Annotated in this window: 15 protein-coding genes; 8 read left to right on the top strand and 7 right to left on the bottom strand. The window is 41.5% G+C overall.

What is annotated here, in order from left to right; all coding sequences use genetic code 11:
* Positions 1-24 precede the first annotated feature (24 nt).
* The gene (locus tag ACZ41C_RS00915; RefSeq protein ID WP_138258500.1) at positions 25-222 is read left to right on the top strand and encodes a hypothetical protein; all 198 of its coding nucleotides are present in this window, start codon (positions 25-27) and stop codon (positions 220-222) included.
* Positions 223-301: 79 nt separating this feature from the next.
* On the opposite strand, the gene ACZ41C_RS00910 is transcribed toward ACZ41C_RS00915, so the two are convergent.
* On the bottom strand, positions 302-1,240 hold the full coding sequence (locus ACZ41C_RS00910; protein ID WP_464563646.1) for a LysR substrate-binding domain-containing protein: 939 nt from the start codon (positions 1,238-1,240) through the stop codon (positions 302-304).
* Positions 1,241-1,362: 122 nt separating this feature from the next.
* Between ACZ41C_RS00910 and ACZ41C_RS00905 the strand changes: the two genes are divergently transcribed.
* Positions 1,363-1,842 (top strand): Dps family protein, encoded by a 480-nt coding sequence (locus ACZ41C_RS00905; protein ID WP_464563644.1) that lies wholly within the window; start codon positions 1,363-1,365, stop codon positions 1,840-1,842.
* A 23-nt stretch (positions 1,843-1,865) separates the two neighbouring features.
* Here ACZ41C_RS00905 and ACZ41C_RS00900 read toward each other — a convergent pair whose 3' ends face one another.
* Positions 1,866-2,225, bottom strand: a complete 360-nt coding sequence (locus ACZ41C_RS00900) for an iron chaperone (RefSeq protein ID WP_464563642.1) — start codon at positions 2,223-2,225, stop codon at positions 1,866-1,868.
* Between the two features lie 139 nt (positions 2,226-2,364).
* A complete protein-coding gene (locus tag ACZ41C_RS00895; RefSeq protein WP_464563640.1) occupies positions 2,365-2,784 on the bottom strand; it encodes a DUF2141 domain-containing protein in 420 nt (139 codons plus the stop codon).
* A 217-nt stretch (positions 2,785-3,001) separates the two neighbouring features.
* Here ACZ41C_RS00895 and ACZ41C_RS00890 point away from each other — a divergent pair, with 217 nt between their 5' ends.
* Positions 3,002-5,161 (top strand): TonB-dependent receptor, encoded by a 2,160-nt coding sequence (locus ACZ41C_RS00890; protein ID WP_464563638.1) that lies wholly within the window; start codon positions 3,002-3,004, stop codon positions 5,159-5,161.
* On the opposite strand, the gene ACZ41C_RS00885 is transcribed toward ACZ41C_RS00890, so the two are convergent.
* A complete protein-coding gene (locus ACZ41C_RS00885) occupies positions 5,158-5,643 on the bottom strand; it encodes a DoxX family protein (protein WP_138258496.1) in 486 nt (161 codons plus the stop codon). The genes ACZ41C_RS00890 and ACZ41C_RS00885 overlap by 4 nt on opposite strands.
* Positions 5,644-5,802: 159 nt before the next feature.
* Between ACZ41C_RS00885 and ACZ41C_RS00880 the strand changes: the two genes are divergently transcribed.
* Entirely contained in the window at positions 5,803-6,855 is a 1,053-nt protein-coding gene (locus ACZ41C_RS00880; RefSeq protein ID WP_464563636.1) for an NAD(P)-dependent alcohol dehydrogenase, read from the top strand.
* A gap of 80 nt (positions 6,856-6,935) precedes the next feature.
* Here the strand turns inward: ACZ41C_RS00880 and ACZ41C_RS00875 are convergent, their stop codons facing one another.
* The 3 genes from ACZ41C_RS00875 to ACZ41C_RS00865 form a co-directional block, all read right to left on the bottom strand.
* Entirely contained in the window at positions 6,936-7,838 is a 903-nt protein-coding gene (locus ACZ41C_RS00875; protein WP_464563634.1) for a DUF4382 domain-containing protein, read from the bottom strand.
* 146 nt (positions 7,839-7,984) lie between these two features.
* On the bottom strand, positions 7,985-9,358 hold the full coding sequence (locus tag ACZ41C_RS00870) for a glycoside hydrolase family 113 (protein ID WP_464563632.1): 1,374 nt from the start codon (positions 9,356-9,358) through the stop codon (positions 7,985-7,987).
* Between the two features lie 2 nt (positions 9,359-9,360).
* On the bottom strand, positions 9,361-9,966 hold the full coding sequence (locus ACZ41C_RS00865; RefSeq protein WP_138258656.1) for an FMN-binding negative transcriptional regulator: 606 nt from the start codon (positions 9,964-9,966) through the stop codon (positions 9,361-9,363).
* Between the two features lie 105 nt (positions 9,967-10,071).
* On the opposite strand from ACZ41C_RS00865, the gene ACZ41C_RS00860 reads away from it, so the two are divergent.
* The 4 genes from ACZ41C_RS00860 (at position 10,072) to ACZ41C_RS00845 (ending at position 15,121) form a co-directional block, all read left to right on the top strand.
* On the top strand, positions 10,072-10,902 hold the full coding sequence (locus ACZ41C_RS00860; protein ID WP_464563630.1) for an alpha/beta fold hydrolase: 831 nt from the start codon (positions 10,072-10,074) through the stop codon (positions 10,900-10,902).
* A gap of 111 nt (positions 10,903-11,013) precedes the next feature.
* The gene (locus ACZ41C_RS00855) at positions 11,014-11,541 is read left to right on the top strand and encodes a DinB family protein (protein ID WP_464563628.1); all 528 of its coding nucleotides are present in this window, start codon (positions 11,014-11,016) and stop codon (positions 11,539-11,541) included.
* Positions 11,542-11,665: 124 nt separating this feature from the next.
* Positions 11,666-12,058: a hypothetical protein gene (locus ACZ41C_RS00850; protein WP_464563626.1), complete on the top strand. Its 393-nt coding sequence runs from the start codon at positions 11,666-11,668 to the stop codon at positions 12,056-12,058.
* A 645-nt stretch (positions 12,059-12,703) separates the two neighbouring features.
* Complete coding sequence (locus tag ACZ41C_RS00845; protein ID WP_464563624.1) at positions 12,704-15,121, top strand: TonB-dependent siderophore receptor; 2,418 nt, start codon at positions 12,704-12,706, stop codon at positions 15,119-15,121.
* Positions 15,122-15,176 lie beyond the last annotated feature (55 nt).

Here is a 15,176-nt window from a genome sequence, read left to right as displayed (position 1 = left end):
CAACTAATTTAAAAACGTGTTTAGATGAAAAGAACAATGTTGGAGTACAGTAAGACGGTACTCCAGAAGGTTAGTTTTGATGCCAAATTGTTTTACAAGGAGCTTAAAAAAGCCCTTGAGAGATTGCTACCCGAGGAGGTGGCCGAATTAAAGGTCTGGTTGGAGTCTTTCGTTGATGACAAACCGGAACTTAGACCAAGTTTAATGTATCTTAATAAATAATCGAAAAGCCACTGAAAAGTGGCTTTTTTTTTGAACCAAGTGGATAAACTAGGTTTACTAACCACCACTTTGAATTTGATTACTTGTTTAGGGGGCTTATGATTTTTACGTCCTGAAAAGCAATGGCCCCGCGAACCACTCCAGAAATAACATCTCGCAGGGCTTCCGTAATTTGTATTTTCAGTTCGCTTTTATGATAAATTAGGCTTACTTCCCGTGCCGGGGATGGTTCCTTAAAGTACTTTAGGTTCTCTTTTTTATCTGTTTCCAATTCCAAGGTATTTAGGAAGGGCAGAAGGGTCATGCCAAGGCCTTCGTTGGAAAGGTTGATCAAGGTCTCAAAACTTCCGCTCTGTAATTGAAAGTGGTCACCGCCCAATTTTTTTGGGGCTTTACAAAGATTTAAAACGCCTTCCCGGAAACAATGGCCGTCCTGCAATAATAATATATCGGATACATCCAGGTCTTCTACTTCCAAGGTCGAATAATTACCCAACCTGTGATTTTTAGGGACATAGCCCACAAAGGGTTCATAGTATAGCGGTCTCTCTATGATAGTGTCCACCTCCAAGGGCGTGGCGGCAATTGCAGCGTCCAAATGGCCGTCCTGGAGATTTTCGATCAGGGTTTCGGTATTCTGCTCCTTGATGATGAGGTTCACCTTTGGGTATTTGTTGATGAAGGTTTTTAGGAACATGGGCAACAAGGTGGGCATAATGGTAGGGATGATGCCCACGGTGTAATCACCGCCAATATATCCCTTTTCTTGGTCGACAATATCCTTGATCCTGTTTGCTTCGTTGACGATATTCTTTGCCTGGGCCACAATTTTTTGTCCGACTTCTGTCACCGATATCGGTTTTTTTCCGCGGTCAAATATTTGTACATCCAGCTCATCCTCAAGCTTTTGTATCTGCATACTTAAAGTAGGCTGTGTAACGAAGCTTTTCTCCGCGGCCAAGGTGAAGTTTTGATATTCGGCGACTGCCAATACGTATCTTAATTGGGTAATTGTCATGCTAACGATTTTAATGATAAAGGTATTAAAACTATCAATAATATTTATGACTATCGTCATTTTTATTCAATATCTTTATACTTAGTATTGCAATCGATAACTTAATATATAAATAAACAGATATGAAATTAAATAGTATAGGCTTAGAAACCGACAAATCCGAAGAGATTAGTAAGGATTTAAATTTGCTTTTGGCCAATTTTCAAAGGTATTATCAAAACTTACGTGGAATACATTGGAATATTAAGGGCAAAAGATTTTTTGACTTGCACTTAAAGTTTGAAGAGTTATACACCGACGCAAACGCTAAAGTAGATATGCTGGCAGAGCGTATATTAACCTTGGGCGGTGTTCCTATGCATACTTTCGAGGACTACATTGATATGGCCTCGGTACCTGTAGGCAAGAATATTACCAAGGATGATGAAGCAATTCGTTTGATTGTCAATTCATTAAAGGAATTGCTGACCATAGAAAGAAGTATTTTAAAATCATCGGGCGATGCTGTTGATGAAGGAACCAATTCTATGATGAGTGATTTCATAACGGAACAGGAAAAAACGGTTTGGATGATGAAGGCTTGGCTGGCAGAAGATATTTAATGGATATAAAGCCTACGAAATGGTCAGTTACTAAGTTCCCGAACTTTATAACTGACCATTTTTTTTATGAGCCTCAAAGGAAGTTCTTCTTCAAAGGGAAACTGTACGGAACCTTTCCCTTTTTTATAACCGGCCAGTTCCTCTTCAAATGCGGCATGTGCGGAAGGCATGGCATAAAACCCAAAATGCTTTTTCTGGGCCGCGAAGTATACCAAAGGGTTCCCGTTCAGTTTGTACGCCGGCATTCCATAACTTATTCCTTCAACGGCCTCTGGAGCGGTTTCTTTGACCAATTTCCGCAGTATACGTAATTGCTCCTGTATTTTTATAGGGAAATGGGCAACATAGCCCTCAAAATTGGAAGCCTTTATCATGGTTGGCATAGGAAGGTGTATCTAGGTTATCCATTTAAAATTAGGAAATTCTTTCTATAAAAAAAGACCTCCAAATGGAAGTCTTTTTGTTTTTTGATAGGCACCTCTCAAGGGGTCCATACCCAGAGGTAGTTTACTGATGTTTTATTTAGAAGCGAATCCTAAATTCCAAATCGGAATCGGCTACCTCAAATTTGGAACTTTCAAAATTAGGCGGACCATAGGTCATTTCCCCTGTTGTGGCGTAACTCTCATTTGGCATACCGGTTGGTTCAAAATCCATACGTTGGTTGCCGTTGGCATCGTGCATCAACATAAGTGCAAAGGAACCGGGTTCAACATCCGTAAAGGTAAGGGTCACCTCACCTGTACGGGCATCCACGCTTTGATTTTGGATGCCGGCCCCTTTCATAAAGGTATCGGCGGTGTGCAGGGAACCAATGACCTGTCCTTCGCTTGACAGTACGTTTTCAATGGTTACGGTAATGTTTACGCCCTTTTTTTCTTGGGCATATCCGGGCATTACGCTTGTCAGTACCAATCCTAAAATAAATCCTAATTTTTTCATGTTTTCGGTTTTTAAAGTTATTCGATGCCTCAAAATTGCGTTATATCCAAACCACAAAAAAAACGCACCTACCCAATTGTTGAATTTTTGGAGTGAGTTGTTGACCTGTTTTTTTGGAACAGTTCAGGTAGGAAATTCCACACTTCGGTCAAGCCAAGTTTGACAACTTTTTCCATTTGGGGAGTTTTGTGCCGTAATCAATCGGAATAAAAACATCATGAGAATTTTATATCAGTTTATATGCATACTAATTACCTCAGGGACCTTTGCACAAACCGTAGTATCTGGAGTGGTGCTGGATGCAAAGAACAGTCCAATAGAAGGCGCAAATGTTTATTTGGAAGGAACCTATGACGGTGCCTCTACCGATGCCCAAGGTAGTTTCAGTTTTGAAACCACCGAAACGGGCACACAGCACTTACTGGTTTCCATGCTTTCCTATGAAACATATTCCCAAGCGGGAGACGTTTCCTATTTGAAGGACCTTAAGATAACCTTGTACGAAGCTTTGAACGAACTTACAGGGGTTACCCTAACTGCCGGGAGTTTCAAGGCGGGCGACAATTCAAAGGCTTCGGTATTAAAACCTTTGGATATCGTTACCACGGCAGGGGCTGCAGGCGATTTTGTGGCCGCCCTACAAACGCTTCCAGGAACCAGTACCGTAAACGAGGACGGTAGGTTGTTCGTACGGGGAGGTGCCGCCGGGGAAACCCAAGTCTTCATTGATGGCCTACGGGTTTTTCAGCCTTTCAATGCCACTGCGAACAATATTCCTACACGGGGTAGATTTTCCCCCTTTTTGTTCAAGGGGATTACCTTTAGTACCGGTGGATATTCCGCGGAATACGGTCAGGCACTTTCCAGTGTACTTTTGTTGAACACTACGGATATCCCGGATCAGGAAAAGACGGATATTTCCCTTATGTCCGTTGGTGGTGGACTGGGCCATACTGAAATTTGGGGCCAGGAATCCCTGAGCATCAATGCCAATTACATCAATTTGGCCCCGTATCAGGTCTTGGTACCTTCCGATCAGGATATGCGATGGAACAAACCTTTTGAATCCATTTCTGGGGAAGCGGTGTTTCGTAGTCTGGGGGACAAAAGTATGTTCAAGCTGTATACGGGTTTCAATCATTCCAATTTGGACATTGCGCAGGCCGATATCAATTTTGAGGAATTTGTGCCTTTTAGTCTGAAAAACAACAATTTGTACCTGAACGCTTCCTACAAACATTTTTTCGATAAGGAATGGACGCTTACCACGGGCGCAAGTATCTCCAATGATACCAACGATATCAATGTGCTGAACAATGCGATTGACTCCAAGGAAACCGCCGTACACCTCAAGGCCAAAATGGGAAAGAGCTTTACGAACCGACTCCAATTGAATTTTGGTACGGAATATTTTGTGCAAGACTTTGATGAAAGTTTCGGCAGTGCTGGAGTAGACCCCTTTAAATATGGTTTTGACGACGGATTATGGGCCGGTTTTGCGGAAACGGATGTCTACTTCAGCAATCGGTTTGCCATGAAATTGGGCGGACGCATGGAGCACAGTGCGCTATTGGACCAGACCACACTCTCACCCCGATTTTCATTGGCCTATAAAAGTGGCGAAAAGGGACAATTTTCGTTGGCTTATGGGGACTTCTATCAAAACCCATGGTCTGAGTACCTGAAGTTTGACCAGAACCTAGAGGCCGAAAAAACGTCGCACTACATCCTAAATTATCAATACTTGGATAACGGGAAAACCTTCAGGGCGGAGGGGTATTATAAGAATTATGACGGATTGGTGAAGTTCAATACGGATATGCCCGGGTTCAATTCCGTATTCAATAATAACGGAGGCGGCTATGCAACGGGGCTGGACCTTTTCTGGCGGGACAATAAAAGTATCGAAAACTTGGACTACTGGATTTCCTATTCCTTTTTGGACACCGAAAGGGATTACCGAAATTTCAGGGAAAGGGCCACTCCCAATTTTGCACCTAAACATAGTTTCTCGCTGGTTACCAAATATTGGGTGGAGGATTTGACTTCCCAGGTAGGGTTTTCGTACAATTATGGTTCCGGAAGACCGTACAACGACCCCAACAAAACCGGATACCTAAGTGAAAAAACCAAACCCTTTAAAAATTTGAGCATCAATTGGGCCTATTTACTGTCCCAACAGAAAATCCTATACTTTTCAATCAGCAATGTGGCAGGATTCAACAATGTAAATGGATATCAATATGCGGATTCACCCAATGATCTGGGGGTTTTTGAAAGACGTACCATCCGTCCAAATGCGGATACCTTCTTTTTTGTCGGTTTCTTTTGGACCATCAGCCAGGATAACAATAGCAATCAGTTGAACAACCTCTAAAGAACATATCTGGAAAAATAGTAATCAAAACTATATTTTCCGGCGCCAAAGCCCAAAAAGAAAAGTCCGAAACAAAAGAAACTGAATACGGGGAGAATATCCCAACTGCCGTCCCATGCCCTAAAAAGGATGGTTATCAGCATCATACAAATGATAAAAAAGGCGGTGATTCTGGTATTTGCACCCATAATCAACAAAATACCTCCCATGGCTGTTGTAAAACCTGCAGACCAAGCAAAGGTTTTTGGCATAAGACTAAAGGGAATACCAAAATTCGATACTTTTTCCACAAACCAGGGCGCCACCTGTAAAAGCTCTAAACCTTCATCTGCCCATGGGGTGCCAAGTAGTTCCTTGGAGAAAATAAAGGTTAATAAACAGCCCATTATGACCCTAGGAAGTAATAACAATATATTGGGAAGTATTCCCTGCACTTCGTAAGGTTTTAAAATTTTCTTGAAAAATTGTCGTACACGGACCATCTGTCAGTGTTTGATTAATAAAAGTTAGCTTAAGTTTAATTTAACAAAATTTTAGGAATTGTAAAACGAAATTTGAACAATATGCATCCACGATTTTAGCATATAGATCAACGAACTCCCTTTATTTTTTTCAACTTTACAAAAATTAAAGCACAAACAATGACGGCACTAAAAGCATACGCAGCTTCTTCAAAGGAGGCGGATTTAAAACCTTTTGAAATAAATAGGCGGAATATCACCCCTGATGATATCAAAATCGATATTCTATATTGTGGGGTTTGCCATAGCGATTTACATCAGGTACGCAACGACTGGAAAAATTCCCAATATCCCGTGGTTCCTGGGCATGAAATCATTGGAAAAGTCGTGGAAGTAGGAGAGAACGTTTCCAATTTTAAGAAAGGCGATTTGGTGGGCGTGGGCTGTATGGTAGACTCCTGCAAAACGTGTAGCTCATGTAAGGATGATTTGGAACAATTTTGTGAGAATGGCGCCACCATGACCTACAATAGTAAGGATAAACATCTTGGTGGACATACTTTTGGGGGGTATTCGGAAAGCATTGTGGTCGATAAGGATTTTGTATTGCGAATTCCTGAAAATTTGGATGCCAAAGCGGCCGCTCCGCTACTTTGCGCGGGAATTACTACCTATTCCCCGTTGGCCCATTGGGGGGTAAAGAAGGATGATAAGGTGGGCGTGATCGGTTTAGGAGGTTTGGGCCATATGGATATCAAGTTCGCCCATGCCATGGGTGCCCATACGGTCATGATCACCACCTCTCCAGACAAGAGTAGTGATGCCAAAAAATTGGGGGCGGATGAAGTTCTCATTTCAAAAAACGAAGACGAAATGAAAAAACACGCAGGCAGCTTCGACTTTCTTTTGAACACCATTCCCGTTGGGCATGACATGAACCCTTATTTGAACCTGTTGAAGCGCGATGCCAGTATGGTCATCGTTGGGGCTGTGGAACCTTTGGATCCTTTGCATGGCGGTGGATTGATCATGGGAAGAAAAAGTATTGCAGGTTCATTGATAGGCGGTATAAAGGAAACACAGGAAATGCTCGACTTCTGTGGCGAACATAACGTGGTGAGCGATATTGAAATGATCAATATCCAGGATATCAATGAAGCGTACGACCGTTTGCAAAAATCGGATGTGAAATATCGATTCGTTATCGATATGAAATCGCTTAAGGAAAGCTGATTCAGGAACGAAGCATTCAGAAATAAAAAAGACGGTCCGTGACCGTCTTCTTTATTTTATCCCATGCAAACTGAAGGTGTTTAGTTACCTCCTTCTACTATCGGCTCCGCTTCCAATAGAAAATCCTGAACCGTGCTGTTGGCAGCATTAACTTCTGCGGATAAGGTATCGCTCTGAACATAAGTCTCCAAACCTGCAGTGATTCTGTAACTACCGGCCGGAATTCCCATGATCATATAATTTCCATCTATATCGGAAAAGGTCGTCAAGGTATCGGTTTCATTGAATATCTCAACCAATGCGCCTTCCAGTCCCAAAGGAGCTTCTTCCACAAGTGTTGAAACGTTTCCTGTAAGGGTTCCTGCCGTAGACATATTTGATGCTTTGATCACTGGTTTGAAGTTAAACCCGTTAATACCTCCGGCTATTTTTGTGTTTCCTTTGGCAACAAAGGATTTACTTACATCAAAATCCAATAGTAGATCTGCCGATAGACCACCCACTACGGTTAGTCCCGGATTGATAAAGACTTTAATACCCGTCTGCGCTCCACTTGGCACTTTGAGGTCATATTCGGTTCCATCCGTAAGAACCACGTTTATACCTTTTACATAGACCCTAACCAAATCGTAGGTGCCTGCAGGTACTTCTAAATCGGCTAGGCTGGCCGTAGTTCCGTTCACTAGGTCCAATAGGTTTAGTGGGATTTCCTCCTCCATGAGAACTACGAACGGGGCGTCCATTTCTTCCGCATCTTCATCCACCGCTTCATCGTCTTCCGTAATAATTTCCTCTTCTTTTAATCTTGCATCGATTTTGAATACGGTTACATTGGCTTCGGTAACTTGATCAAAAGGGAATGGGGCGTCGACCATTTGAACCCGTAACCTCCCGGTTTCATTAAGGTTTGGGGAGTCATCGGAACAACTGGCAGCTAAAAATAGGGTATACGCGAGTAGGGTGAAAATAAGATTTGTTTTCATTTTAAAATGTTTAATGGTTTCCTCAAGACTTTTTGAAAACCGGTTATTTTAAAAAGTTGGGCAGTACAAAGGTGTAAAAAACTAAACACCTGAAGATTAATAGTACCATAAATTCGATGAACTACATGCGAAGTGAACCAAGAAAATCAGGGTTTTTGGTGGGAGGGATACTTGCCAAACCACTTGGCGATCACATTTTCCGCAGGTTTAAAACGGGGCGAGAAATCAAGGTCGGTTTTTGCACTTTCCGCAGTGGTCCTATTTTGCCATTCCCAGATATAAATGCCCGCAAACCAAGGTTTGTCCCAATTCTTTTTGAACATGGCCTCATAGGCCAGTTGCTGGGTCCGGTCCGATTTCTTCATGGTATACTTATTAAAATAGGAACCCCATTCCCATGGTTTTATGGTAGCATCGGGGGTGCTTTTATAGCCCACTTCCGTAAAAAGGACGGGTTTGCTGTATTTTTTGTGAACGGCCTCCAAAGCGGCCAAATGTTTGTCCCAGCCTTTTTCGATGCTCTCCAAAGTGGGGTGTTCCTCTTTGGTAAGTGGGAAATAGGCCTGTATGCCAATATAGTCCAGTTGGTCCCAAAAATCGATATGCTCATATTCGTCGTGCCAGTTGGCGGCATAGGTGAGTTTGCCATCGTACAGGGTACGGATTTCCGAAATGAGTGATCTCCATTTTTCGGGTTGTTTTTTGATGGAAGTTTTTAGTTCCGTTCCCACACAAAATAGTTCCGTGTTCGTTTCTTGGGCTATTTTGGCATACTTGAGCATGTTTTTTCGGTAACTTTCAAACCATTGGTCCCAAGCCTCTTCATCCTTCAATTGGATGTTGGCCCGCCAACCTTCGTTCATCCATAAATGGGGTTTTAAGTGCACGTGGAGTCCTTTATTGTGCAGGTCGTTGATGGCCCTTACGATGCTGGAATCCCTTCGGTCATAGGTTTCCATAGATTCAGGGACTTCCATTTGGGTTGTCTTCTCGTTTTCCTGATGTAAAAAGGGAACGACGGCCACCCACTCCACGTTTGCTTTTATCAGATTCGCTATGGCTTCCGTATTGTTGTCCGACCAACCAAAGACACTCGCGCCCCTGTGCTTTTTGTCAATTTCATAATAATGATTTGCCTTCCCCGATGTGTTCATGGCGCTATGGTCCCATTGAAAATCATGTCCCTCATTGGCATTGATGAAGACCACTGTTTTAAAACCAACGACCAGAAAAACGATGGGCAGTAAAAATCGGAATGAAAATTGGCGCCAAGCGGTACGACTACCTTTTTTTCTGCCCACATTTACAAAATGGGCAAGTACTAAATAAAGCAAGCAACAAAGTAGAAAAAGGATGTGGAAACCTATGAGGATGAACTTGCGGGAGGCCAGTTCAAAGAAAAAGGAGATATATTCAGAAAGGCTTTCATTTCTTCGGGAAAACCGGACCAGGAAATATACAAACGTTGCTACCCATAGAAATAGGTAGAGCAAAACCAAATGTATACCGCGCTTTTGCATTGTTACGTCTTTTTTTCCATTTCAACCGCAATTGCCCTGGCACCCGCATCACGATCCTTCAACTCCGATATGATCTTGGAATGGTCGTGTTCCCTACCTTGTGACAATTTATAAGTTGCCTGGATGTCAGTAATCAAAATTTTAAATCCGACTACACCGCGTATCTGTGCCAGGGTCTTTGGGGACATATCGTGCAACGAAATGGGATGCTTGGAATCCTTTTCATATTTGTCCACCAATCGATGCATGGAGGCCAACACTTCATCTTCCGATAACATACGGATTCGACCGTATACATGCACGGCGATATAGTTCCAAGTTGGTACTTCTTCATCGGCATACCAAGAGGAGGACACGTAGGAATGGGGACCGTTAAAGATGCAAAGCACTTCATCAGTCTCCGTAAAATGTCGCCACTGAGGGTTGGCCTTAGCTATATGGGTCACCAGTGCCTCGTTTCCATCGGCATCGGTATCCAATTCCATGGGTATATGGGTGGCCCAAGGTTTTCCATCGACCTGATTTACCAAAATTCCAAAGCTGTTCGCTTTTATAAATTCCTTTACGCTAGCAAGGTCCTCGTTTTTATAGTGTTTGGGCGTATACATACCATAAAAGTAGCAAAACATTGATTCAGGTAACAATCTAAGTGAACGCGTTAAGCAAATTTATTTTTAAAGGGTACTTTACTTCAAACTTAAAATAGAACTAAGATGCCATTTATAACGAACAAAAAAGGAAAGGAAATTGTTGACATATTTTATGAGGACTACGGGGAAGGACAACCGGTTATTTTAATTCACGGTTGGCCTTTGAGCCGAAAGTCGTGGGAGCAACAGGTTTGGAAAATCGTTGAAGAAGGATACCGTTGTATATCCTATGACCGCAGGGGTTTTGGAATTTCCTCCGCACCTTGGGGCGATTACGACTATTCCGCCCTGGCCAGTGACCTGCATACAATTATTGAGAAAATGAAACTGACGGATGCCATTATTGTAGGTTTTTCCATGGGCGGGGGCGAAGTGGTGCGTTATTTGACGGATTATGGAAGCGATAAGATTGCCAAGGCCGCCCTGATCAGTTCCATCATTCCATTGGTAAAAAAGAAGGACGACAATCCGGCCGGGGTGCCCGAAAATGTCTTGGACAATATCAAGGATGCTTTGCAGAAAGATCGAGTTGGATTCTTGAAGACCTTTCACAAAGGATTTTACAATTATGACGATAATAAGAACAAGGTCAGCGAGGGACAATTGGAATATGACTTTATCGTGGCCTCGCATGCCTCGCCTAGAGGTACCATACAGGCTGCCTTGGCATGGATGCACACCGATTTTAGATCGGAACTCAAGAATGTGGACGTACCTACATTGATCGTACACGGTGATGCCGATAGTACAGTACCTATTGAAACTTCGGCGGAGCAGGCTGCCAAGGGTATAGCTGATAATACGTATGAAATTATCAAAGGTGCGCCCCATGGATTGAACATCACCCATGCGAAGGAGCTGAACGAAATTTTGATTTCTTTCCTTAAAAAATAAGTGGGATACCTAAGAAGCGAAAAGGGCCTTTTTAAGAGGCTCTTTTTTATTAAAATTATAATTAATTCATAAACAATAGTTTAAATATCTTTGATTGGTAAATCAATTCAAATGTCCGAACTTGAAATCCTTAATAAACAAACGGAAACGGCCTATGATTGGACCCATAAATTAATGGATTCCGTTCCTGCCGAGAAATGGGAAATCATCCCCGAAGCTTTAGGCTCAAATCTTAGCTGGCAGATAGGTCATCTGGTCGTGAGTATCTACTACCATTCCATCATGACCACGGTGGGGCATTTACCGGAACTTTTGGAAAAATTGGACCTACGATCGTATACCAAATTATGTGGCTACGATACGTTTGCAAAAGAAATGAAGGGAACCTGGACCCCAGCTGCCCTTTGGTCCGATTTACAACGGATGCAAAACACATCCTTGGAGGTCATCAACTCGTTGTCAGAATCCAACCTGTGGCAACCCGTGGAACCTACCAAAGTACCGCATCCCGTGGTTAAAACCAAGTTTGAGGCCATCGATTGGAACATAAAACATACCATGTGGCATTGCGGGCAAATGGCAACTATCAAGCGATTGGTGGATGCACCTTATGACTTTGGACTACAAAGGAGGAATTGAACATTCGCAGTGCCGCCGGATCTTAGCTTTCGTATTTCTAAATTTTTGTATTTATAACAATAATTTTACGTTTTTAGATAGTGTTTTTAAGAACTAAGTTGTAAAAGGTTAAACTTGTTGTCCCATGAAGAAAATATACGTGTTGTTCTTGGCATCCCTTTTAATGTCCACCCAATGTGAGTCTGACGATGAACCTGTTTTACGTACTGAGTTTTATATTCAAAACGATTCAAGTACTGAATTGATATGGATATCAGAAACTGCCGGTGAAGTAGTTATTAAAGAGGGTACAAAACAATTTATAGGTTCTGTAGTGGATTGGGTCGTATTTGTGAAACCGTCCAGCGGTATTGCTTTTGATAAGGTAATTCTCTACCGAAAGGCAGAAAATGGCGACTTAATTAAAACCTATGAACAACAGCCCATAGTGGATGATGTATGGCGTTTTAATGCACTCTCAGAATTGGAGGGAGCATATGCTCTTATACTTACCGATGCTTCCCTAGTGCAAGAATGACCTAAGGCAAATCTTCCTTCTATCATGCCAAAAATTAGATTTGAAAGAAAGTTTCAAGTTTTGGCCAGAATCAAAAAATTATGGAGTATTTTGAAATTTAATTATAGATAAACTAACATTGTAATCAAGCAATTCAATCCACCTATCTCAAAAGGGCATACTTGTTTTTAACCCATTAAAGATTCTTTATGAAAAAACCTGCTCAAAATCTACTTTTTTCAATTGGAATTTTAAGCATCGCATTGGGTGTTTATCTCCATTTTTCGGAGGTCAACAAATTTAATTCCTATTCGGGAATTGTATTTGGGGTTATATTGATTAGCGGTGTATTCGTTGCTAAAAAGGGATTGGACAAAAATAACAAGGAATAAATTGTTTGCTTTTAGGGAATTGCCATAATCGGGTTAGAATATGGTCAAGCCAACAGGTCATTGGAATTATTTAATCCTATAATATGGATTAGGAAACATACTATATATTCCTGAAATTGTGCTTCACGCTATAAAAGTTGCTTATCACCAGCATTACATAATCAGACCATTAAGAATATTTATTTAGATTTAATATAAATAATTTGTGCATGTCAGAACGCACTTATATTTTTGTCTTGCCCTTATAATTTATATTAAGTCTAAATAAAACCAAATGAAAAAACTTTTTTGTATCCTGACCTTATTGTTCATTTCAAGGGTAACCCTTGCCCAAAATGGAGCAATTTCAGGAACGGTAAAAGACAATGACCAATTACCACTTTGGGGTGTAAACGTGTCGCTGGTAAATACTCCAAAAGGTGCACAGACTAATGAAGCCGGTGCTTTTGAAATCTCCAATATTGCCAATGGCGACTATATACTTTCCGTTTCCTACTTGGGTTATAGAACTCGCGAAATTCCCATTTCAATATCAAATAATAAAACTGTCGATCTTGATATTATCTTGTACGAAGGCAATGAAATACTAAGTGAAGTTACCGTACAGGGGCGTACCAATAAGTTTTCTAGAAAGAAAACGGCTTATGTCGCAAAGCTTCCTTTAAAGGACATTGAAAATACTCAAGTATATAGTACCGTTACCAACGAAATTTTAAAATCGCAAATAGTTACAAATTTTGATGATGCATTAAAAAATGCAACGGGCGTTGAGCAACTTTGGACTTCTACCGGTAGGGGCGGGGACGGTGCAGGATATTATTCGCTTCGCGGTTTTTCCATTCAACCGCAATTGGTGAATGGACTGCCCGGACTGACAAATGGTACCATCAATCCTGCAAACATAGAACGGATTGAAGTATTAAAGGGCCCTTCCGCAACGTTGTTTGGCAATGCAGTTAGTTCTTATGGAGGACTTATCAATGTAGTTACCAAAAAACCCTACGTGGGTACAGGAGGGGAGCTGTCGTTTACTTCCGGTACCTATGGCCTAAATCAAATTGTAGGAGATTTCAATACCCCCCTGAGTAGGGCGGACAATTTATATTTTAGGTTGAATACCGCTTACACGACCGAGGAGAGTTTTCAGGATGCAGGTTTTAGAAAGTCCTTTTTTATTGCTCCGTCCTTATCATACAAAGTAAACAATAGACTCTCATTTTCTTTTTATGGTGAAATTACCCAGGCAGAGCAGACAAATCCCACCTTCTTATTTTTAAACAGAAGCGCACCTACAGTGGCATCCAATCTAGAGGAACTGGGATATAATAACAAGTTATCATTTACCAGCAATGATCTATCCTTACAGAACCCAACGCAGAACTATCGTATTGAAATGGATTATAAGCTTTCCGATTCCTGGCAATCGCAAACGCTCCTTTCCAAAAGTTCTACTTCTACAAAAGGTTATTACTCGTATCTCTTTGATTATGGTATCTTGGAGGGAAATACCTATACCCGATTTATCAATAAACAAAACGCAAATACACAAACAACCGATATTCAGCAAAACTTCATTGGAGACTTTAAACTGGCTTCCTTAAGGAATCGAATGGTGATAGGTATTGATTATTTCAACGAAACACAGACCAACAATAGTACAGGTTACGCATTCTATGGCAATATTACCCCTAATGGAGGTTCAAACGGGGACGACCCATTTACACAGGAGGTAGAAGATGACCTTTTTCCTCTTTCCACTTCAGGAGTTGATGCCGCGCTCGCTTCGCAGGGGGTCAGCAATGTGAAATCCAAATATCATATTTACAGTTTGTATGCTTCGGATGTAATCAATTTTACGGATAACCTTTCGGCGATGATTGGTCTAAGGGTGGATCATTTTGACAATGAAGGTAGTTTACAGAACCAGGGCGATGATTTTGACCAGACCACACTTTCACCAAAATTCGGCTTATTGTACCAGCCCATCAAGGACAGGTTATCCATTTTTGGAAACTACCAAAATGGCTTTACCAACGTAGCTCCCCAGTTGGTAGGAGATCCCAATGAAGGACCTCAAACTTTGAAAACCTTTGACCCCGAACAGGCAAACCAGATTGAATTCGGTTTCAAAACCAATCTTTTCGATAACCGACTGAATGCTACCGTTAGTTACTATGACATTAAGGTTATTGATCGCGTCATCACAGACCCTTCTTCGCCTTTCAATAGAATTCAGGGTGGTGAAGTAGTAAGTAGTGGATTTGAAATAGAAATAAACGCCAACCCTGTAAATGGTTTGGATGTTAGGGCAGGATTTAGCAATAATGACAGTGAAACTACCAAATCCGACAATGCGCAAATTTTGAACAGAAGACCTCTTGAGGCAGGCCCTGAAACGTTATATAACTTTTGGGCAAACTATGAGTTTCAAGAGGGAGCTTTGAACGGTTTTGGAATGGGATTGGGGTTCAATGGGGCAAGCGAACGCTTTGCCATAAATTATGAATCTACCGGAGAATTTATTTTGCCAAGTTATACCATTGCCAATGCATCCCTTTATTTCCAATCCGTAAATTATAGAATTGGGCTAAAACTGAACAACGCGTTCAATAAGGAATATTATAAAGGTTGGACAACCATAAACCCACAACAACCAAGGGCATTGTTGGCAAATTTTTCGTACAGGTTCTAAACATAATTTTAAGAAAGGGCAAAGGCGATAAAACGCTTTTGTCCTTTTTAAGTTT

The organism is Maribacter sp. C-4077, from assembly GCF_055378385.1.
Note: the sequence above shows the minus strand (reverse complement) of the source record. Positions and strands in the feature narration are given on the sequence as shown.

What these genes read in the sequence shown, in the direction of transcription:
- ACZ41C_RS00915 (WP_138258500.1), top strand. Translation starts at nt 25, where the DNA reads ATGAAAAGAACAATGTTGGAGTACAGTAAGACGGTACTCCAGAAGGTT.
- ACZ41C_RS00910 (WP_464563646.1), bottom strand. Translation starts at nt 1,240, where the DNA reads ATGACAATTACCCAATTAAGATACGTATTGGCAGTCGCCGAATATCAA.
- ACZ41C_RS00905 (WP_464563644.1), top strand. Translation starts at nt 1,363, where the DNA reads ATGAAATTAAATAGTATAGGCTTAGAAACCGACAAATCCGAAGAGATT.
- ACZ41C_RS00900 (WP_464563642.1), bottom strand. Translation starts at nt 2,225, where the DNA reads ATGCCAACCATGATAAAGGCTTCCAATTTTGAGGGCTATGTTGCCCAT.
- ACZ41C_RS00895 (WP_464563640.1), bottom strand. Translation starts at nt 2,784, where the DNA reads ATGAAAAAATTAGGATTTATTTTAGGATTGGTACTGACAAGCGTAATG.
- ACZ41C_RS00890 (WP_464563638.1), top strand. Translation starts at nt 3,002, where the DNA reads ATGAGAATTTTATATCAGTTTATATGCATACTAATTACCTCAGGGACC.
- ACZ41C_RS00885 (WP_138258496.1), bottom strand. Translation starts at nt 5,643, where the DNA reads ATGGTCCGTGTACGACAATTTTTCAAGAAAATTTTAAAACCTTACGAA.
- ACZ41C_RS00880 (WP_464563636.1), top strand. Translation starts at nt 5,803, where the DNA reads ATGACGGCACTAAAAGCATACGCAGCTTCTTCAAAGGAGGCGGATTTA.
- ACZ41C_RS00875 (WP_464563634.1), bottom strand. Translation starts at nt 7,838, where the DNA reads ATGAAAACAAATCTTATTTTCACCCTACTCGCGTATACCCTATTTTTA.
- ACZ41C_RS00870 (WP_464563632.1), bottom strand. Translation starts at nt 9,358, where the DNA reads ATGCAAAAGCGCGGTATACATTTGGTTTTGCTCTACCTATTTCTATGG.
- ACZ41C_RS00865 (WP_138258656.1), bottom strand. Translation starts at nt 9,966, where the DNA reads ATGTATACGCCCAAACACTATAAAAACGAGGACCTTGCTAGCGTAAAG.
- ACZ41C_RS00860 (WP_464563630.1), top strand. Translation starts at nt 10,072, where the DNA reads ATGCCATTTATAACGAACAAAAAAGGAAAGGAAATTGTTGACATATTT.
- ACZ41C_RS00855 (WP_464563628.1), top strand. Translation starts at nt 11,014, where the DNA reads ATGTCCGAACTTGAAATCCTTAATAAACAAACGGAAACGGCCTATGAT.
- ACZ41C_RS00850 (WP_464563626.1), top strand. Translation starts at nt 11,666, where the DNA reads ATGAAGAAAATATACGTGTTGTTCTTGGCATCCCTTTTAATGTCCACC.
- ACZ41C_RS00845 (WP_464563624.1), top strand. Translation starts at nt 12,704, where the DNA reads ATGAAAAAACTTTTTTGTATCCTGACCTTATTGTTCATTTCAAGGGTA.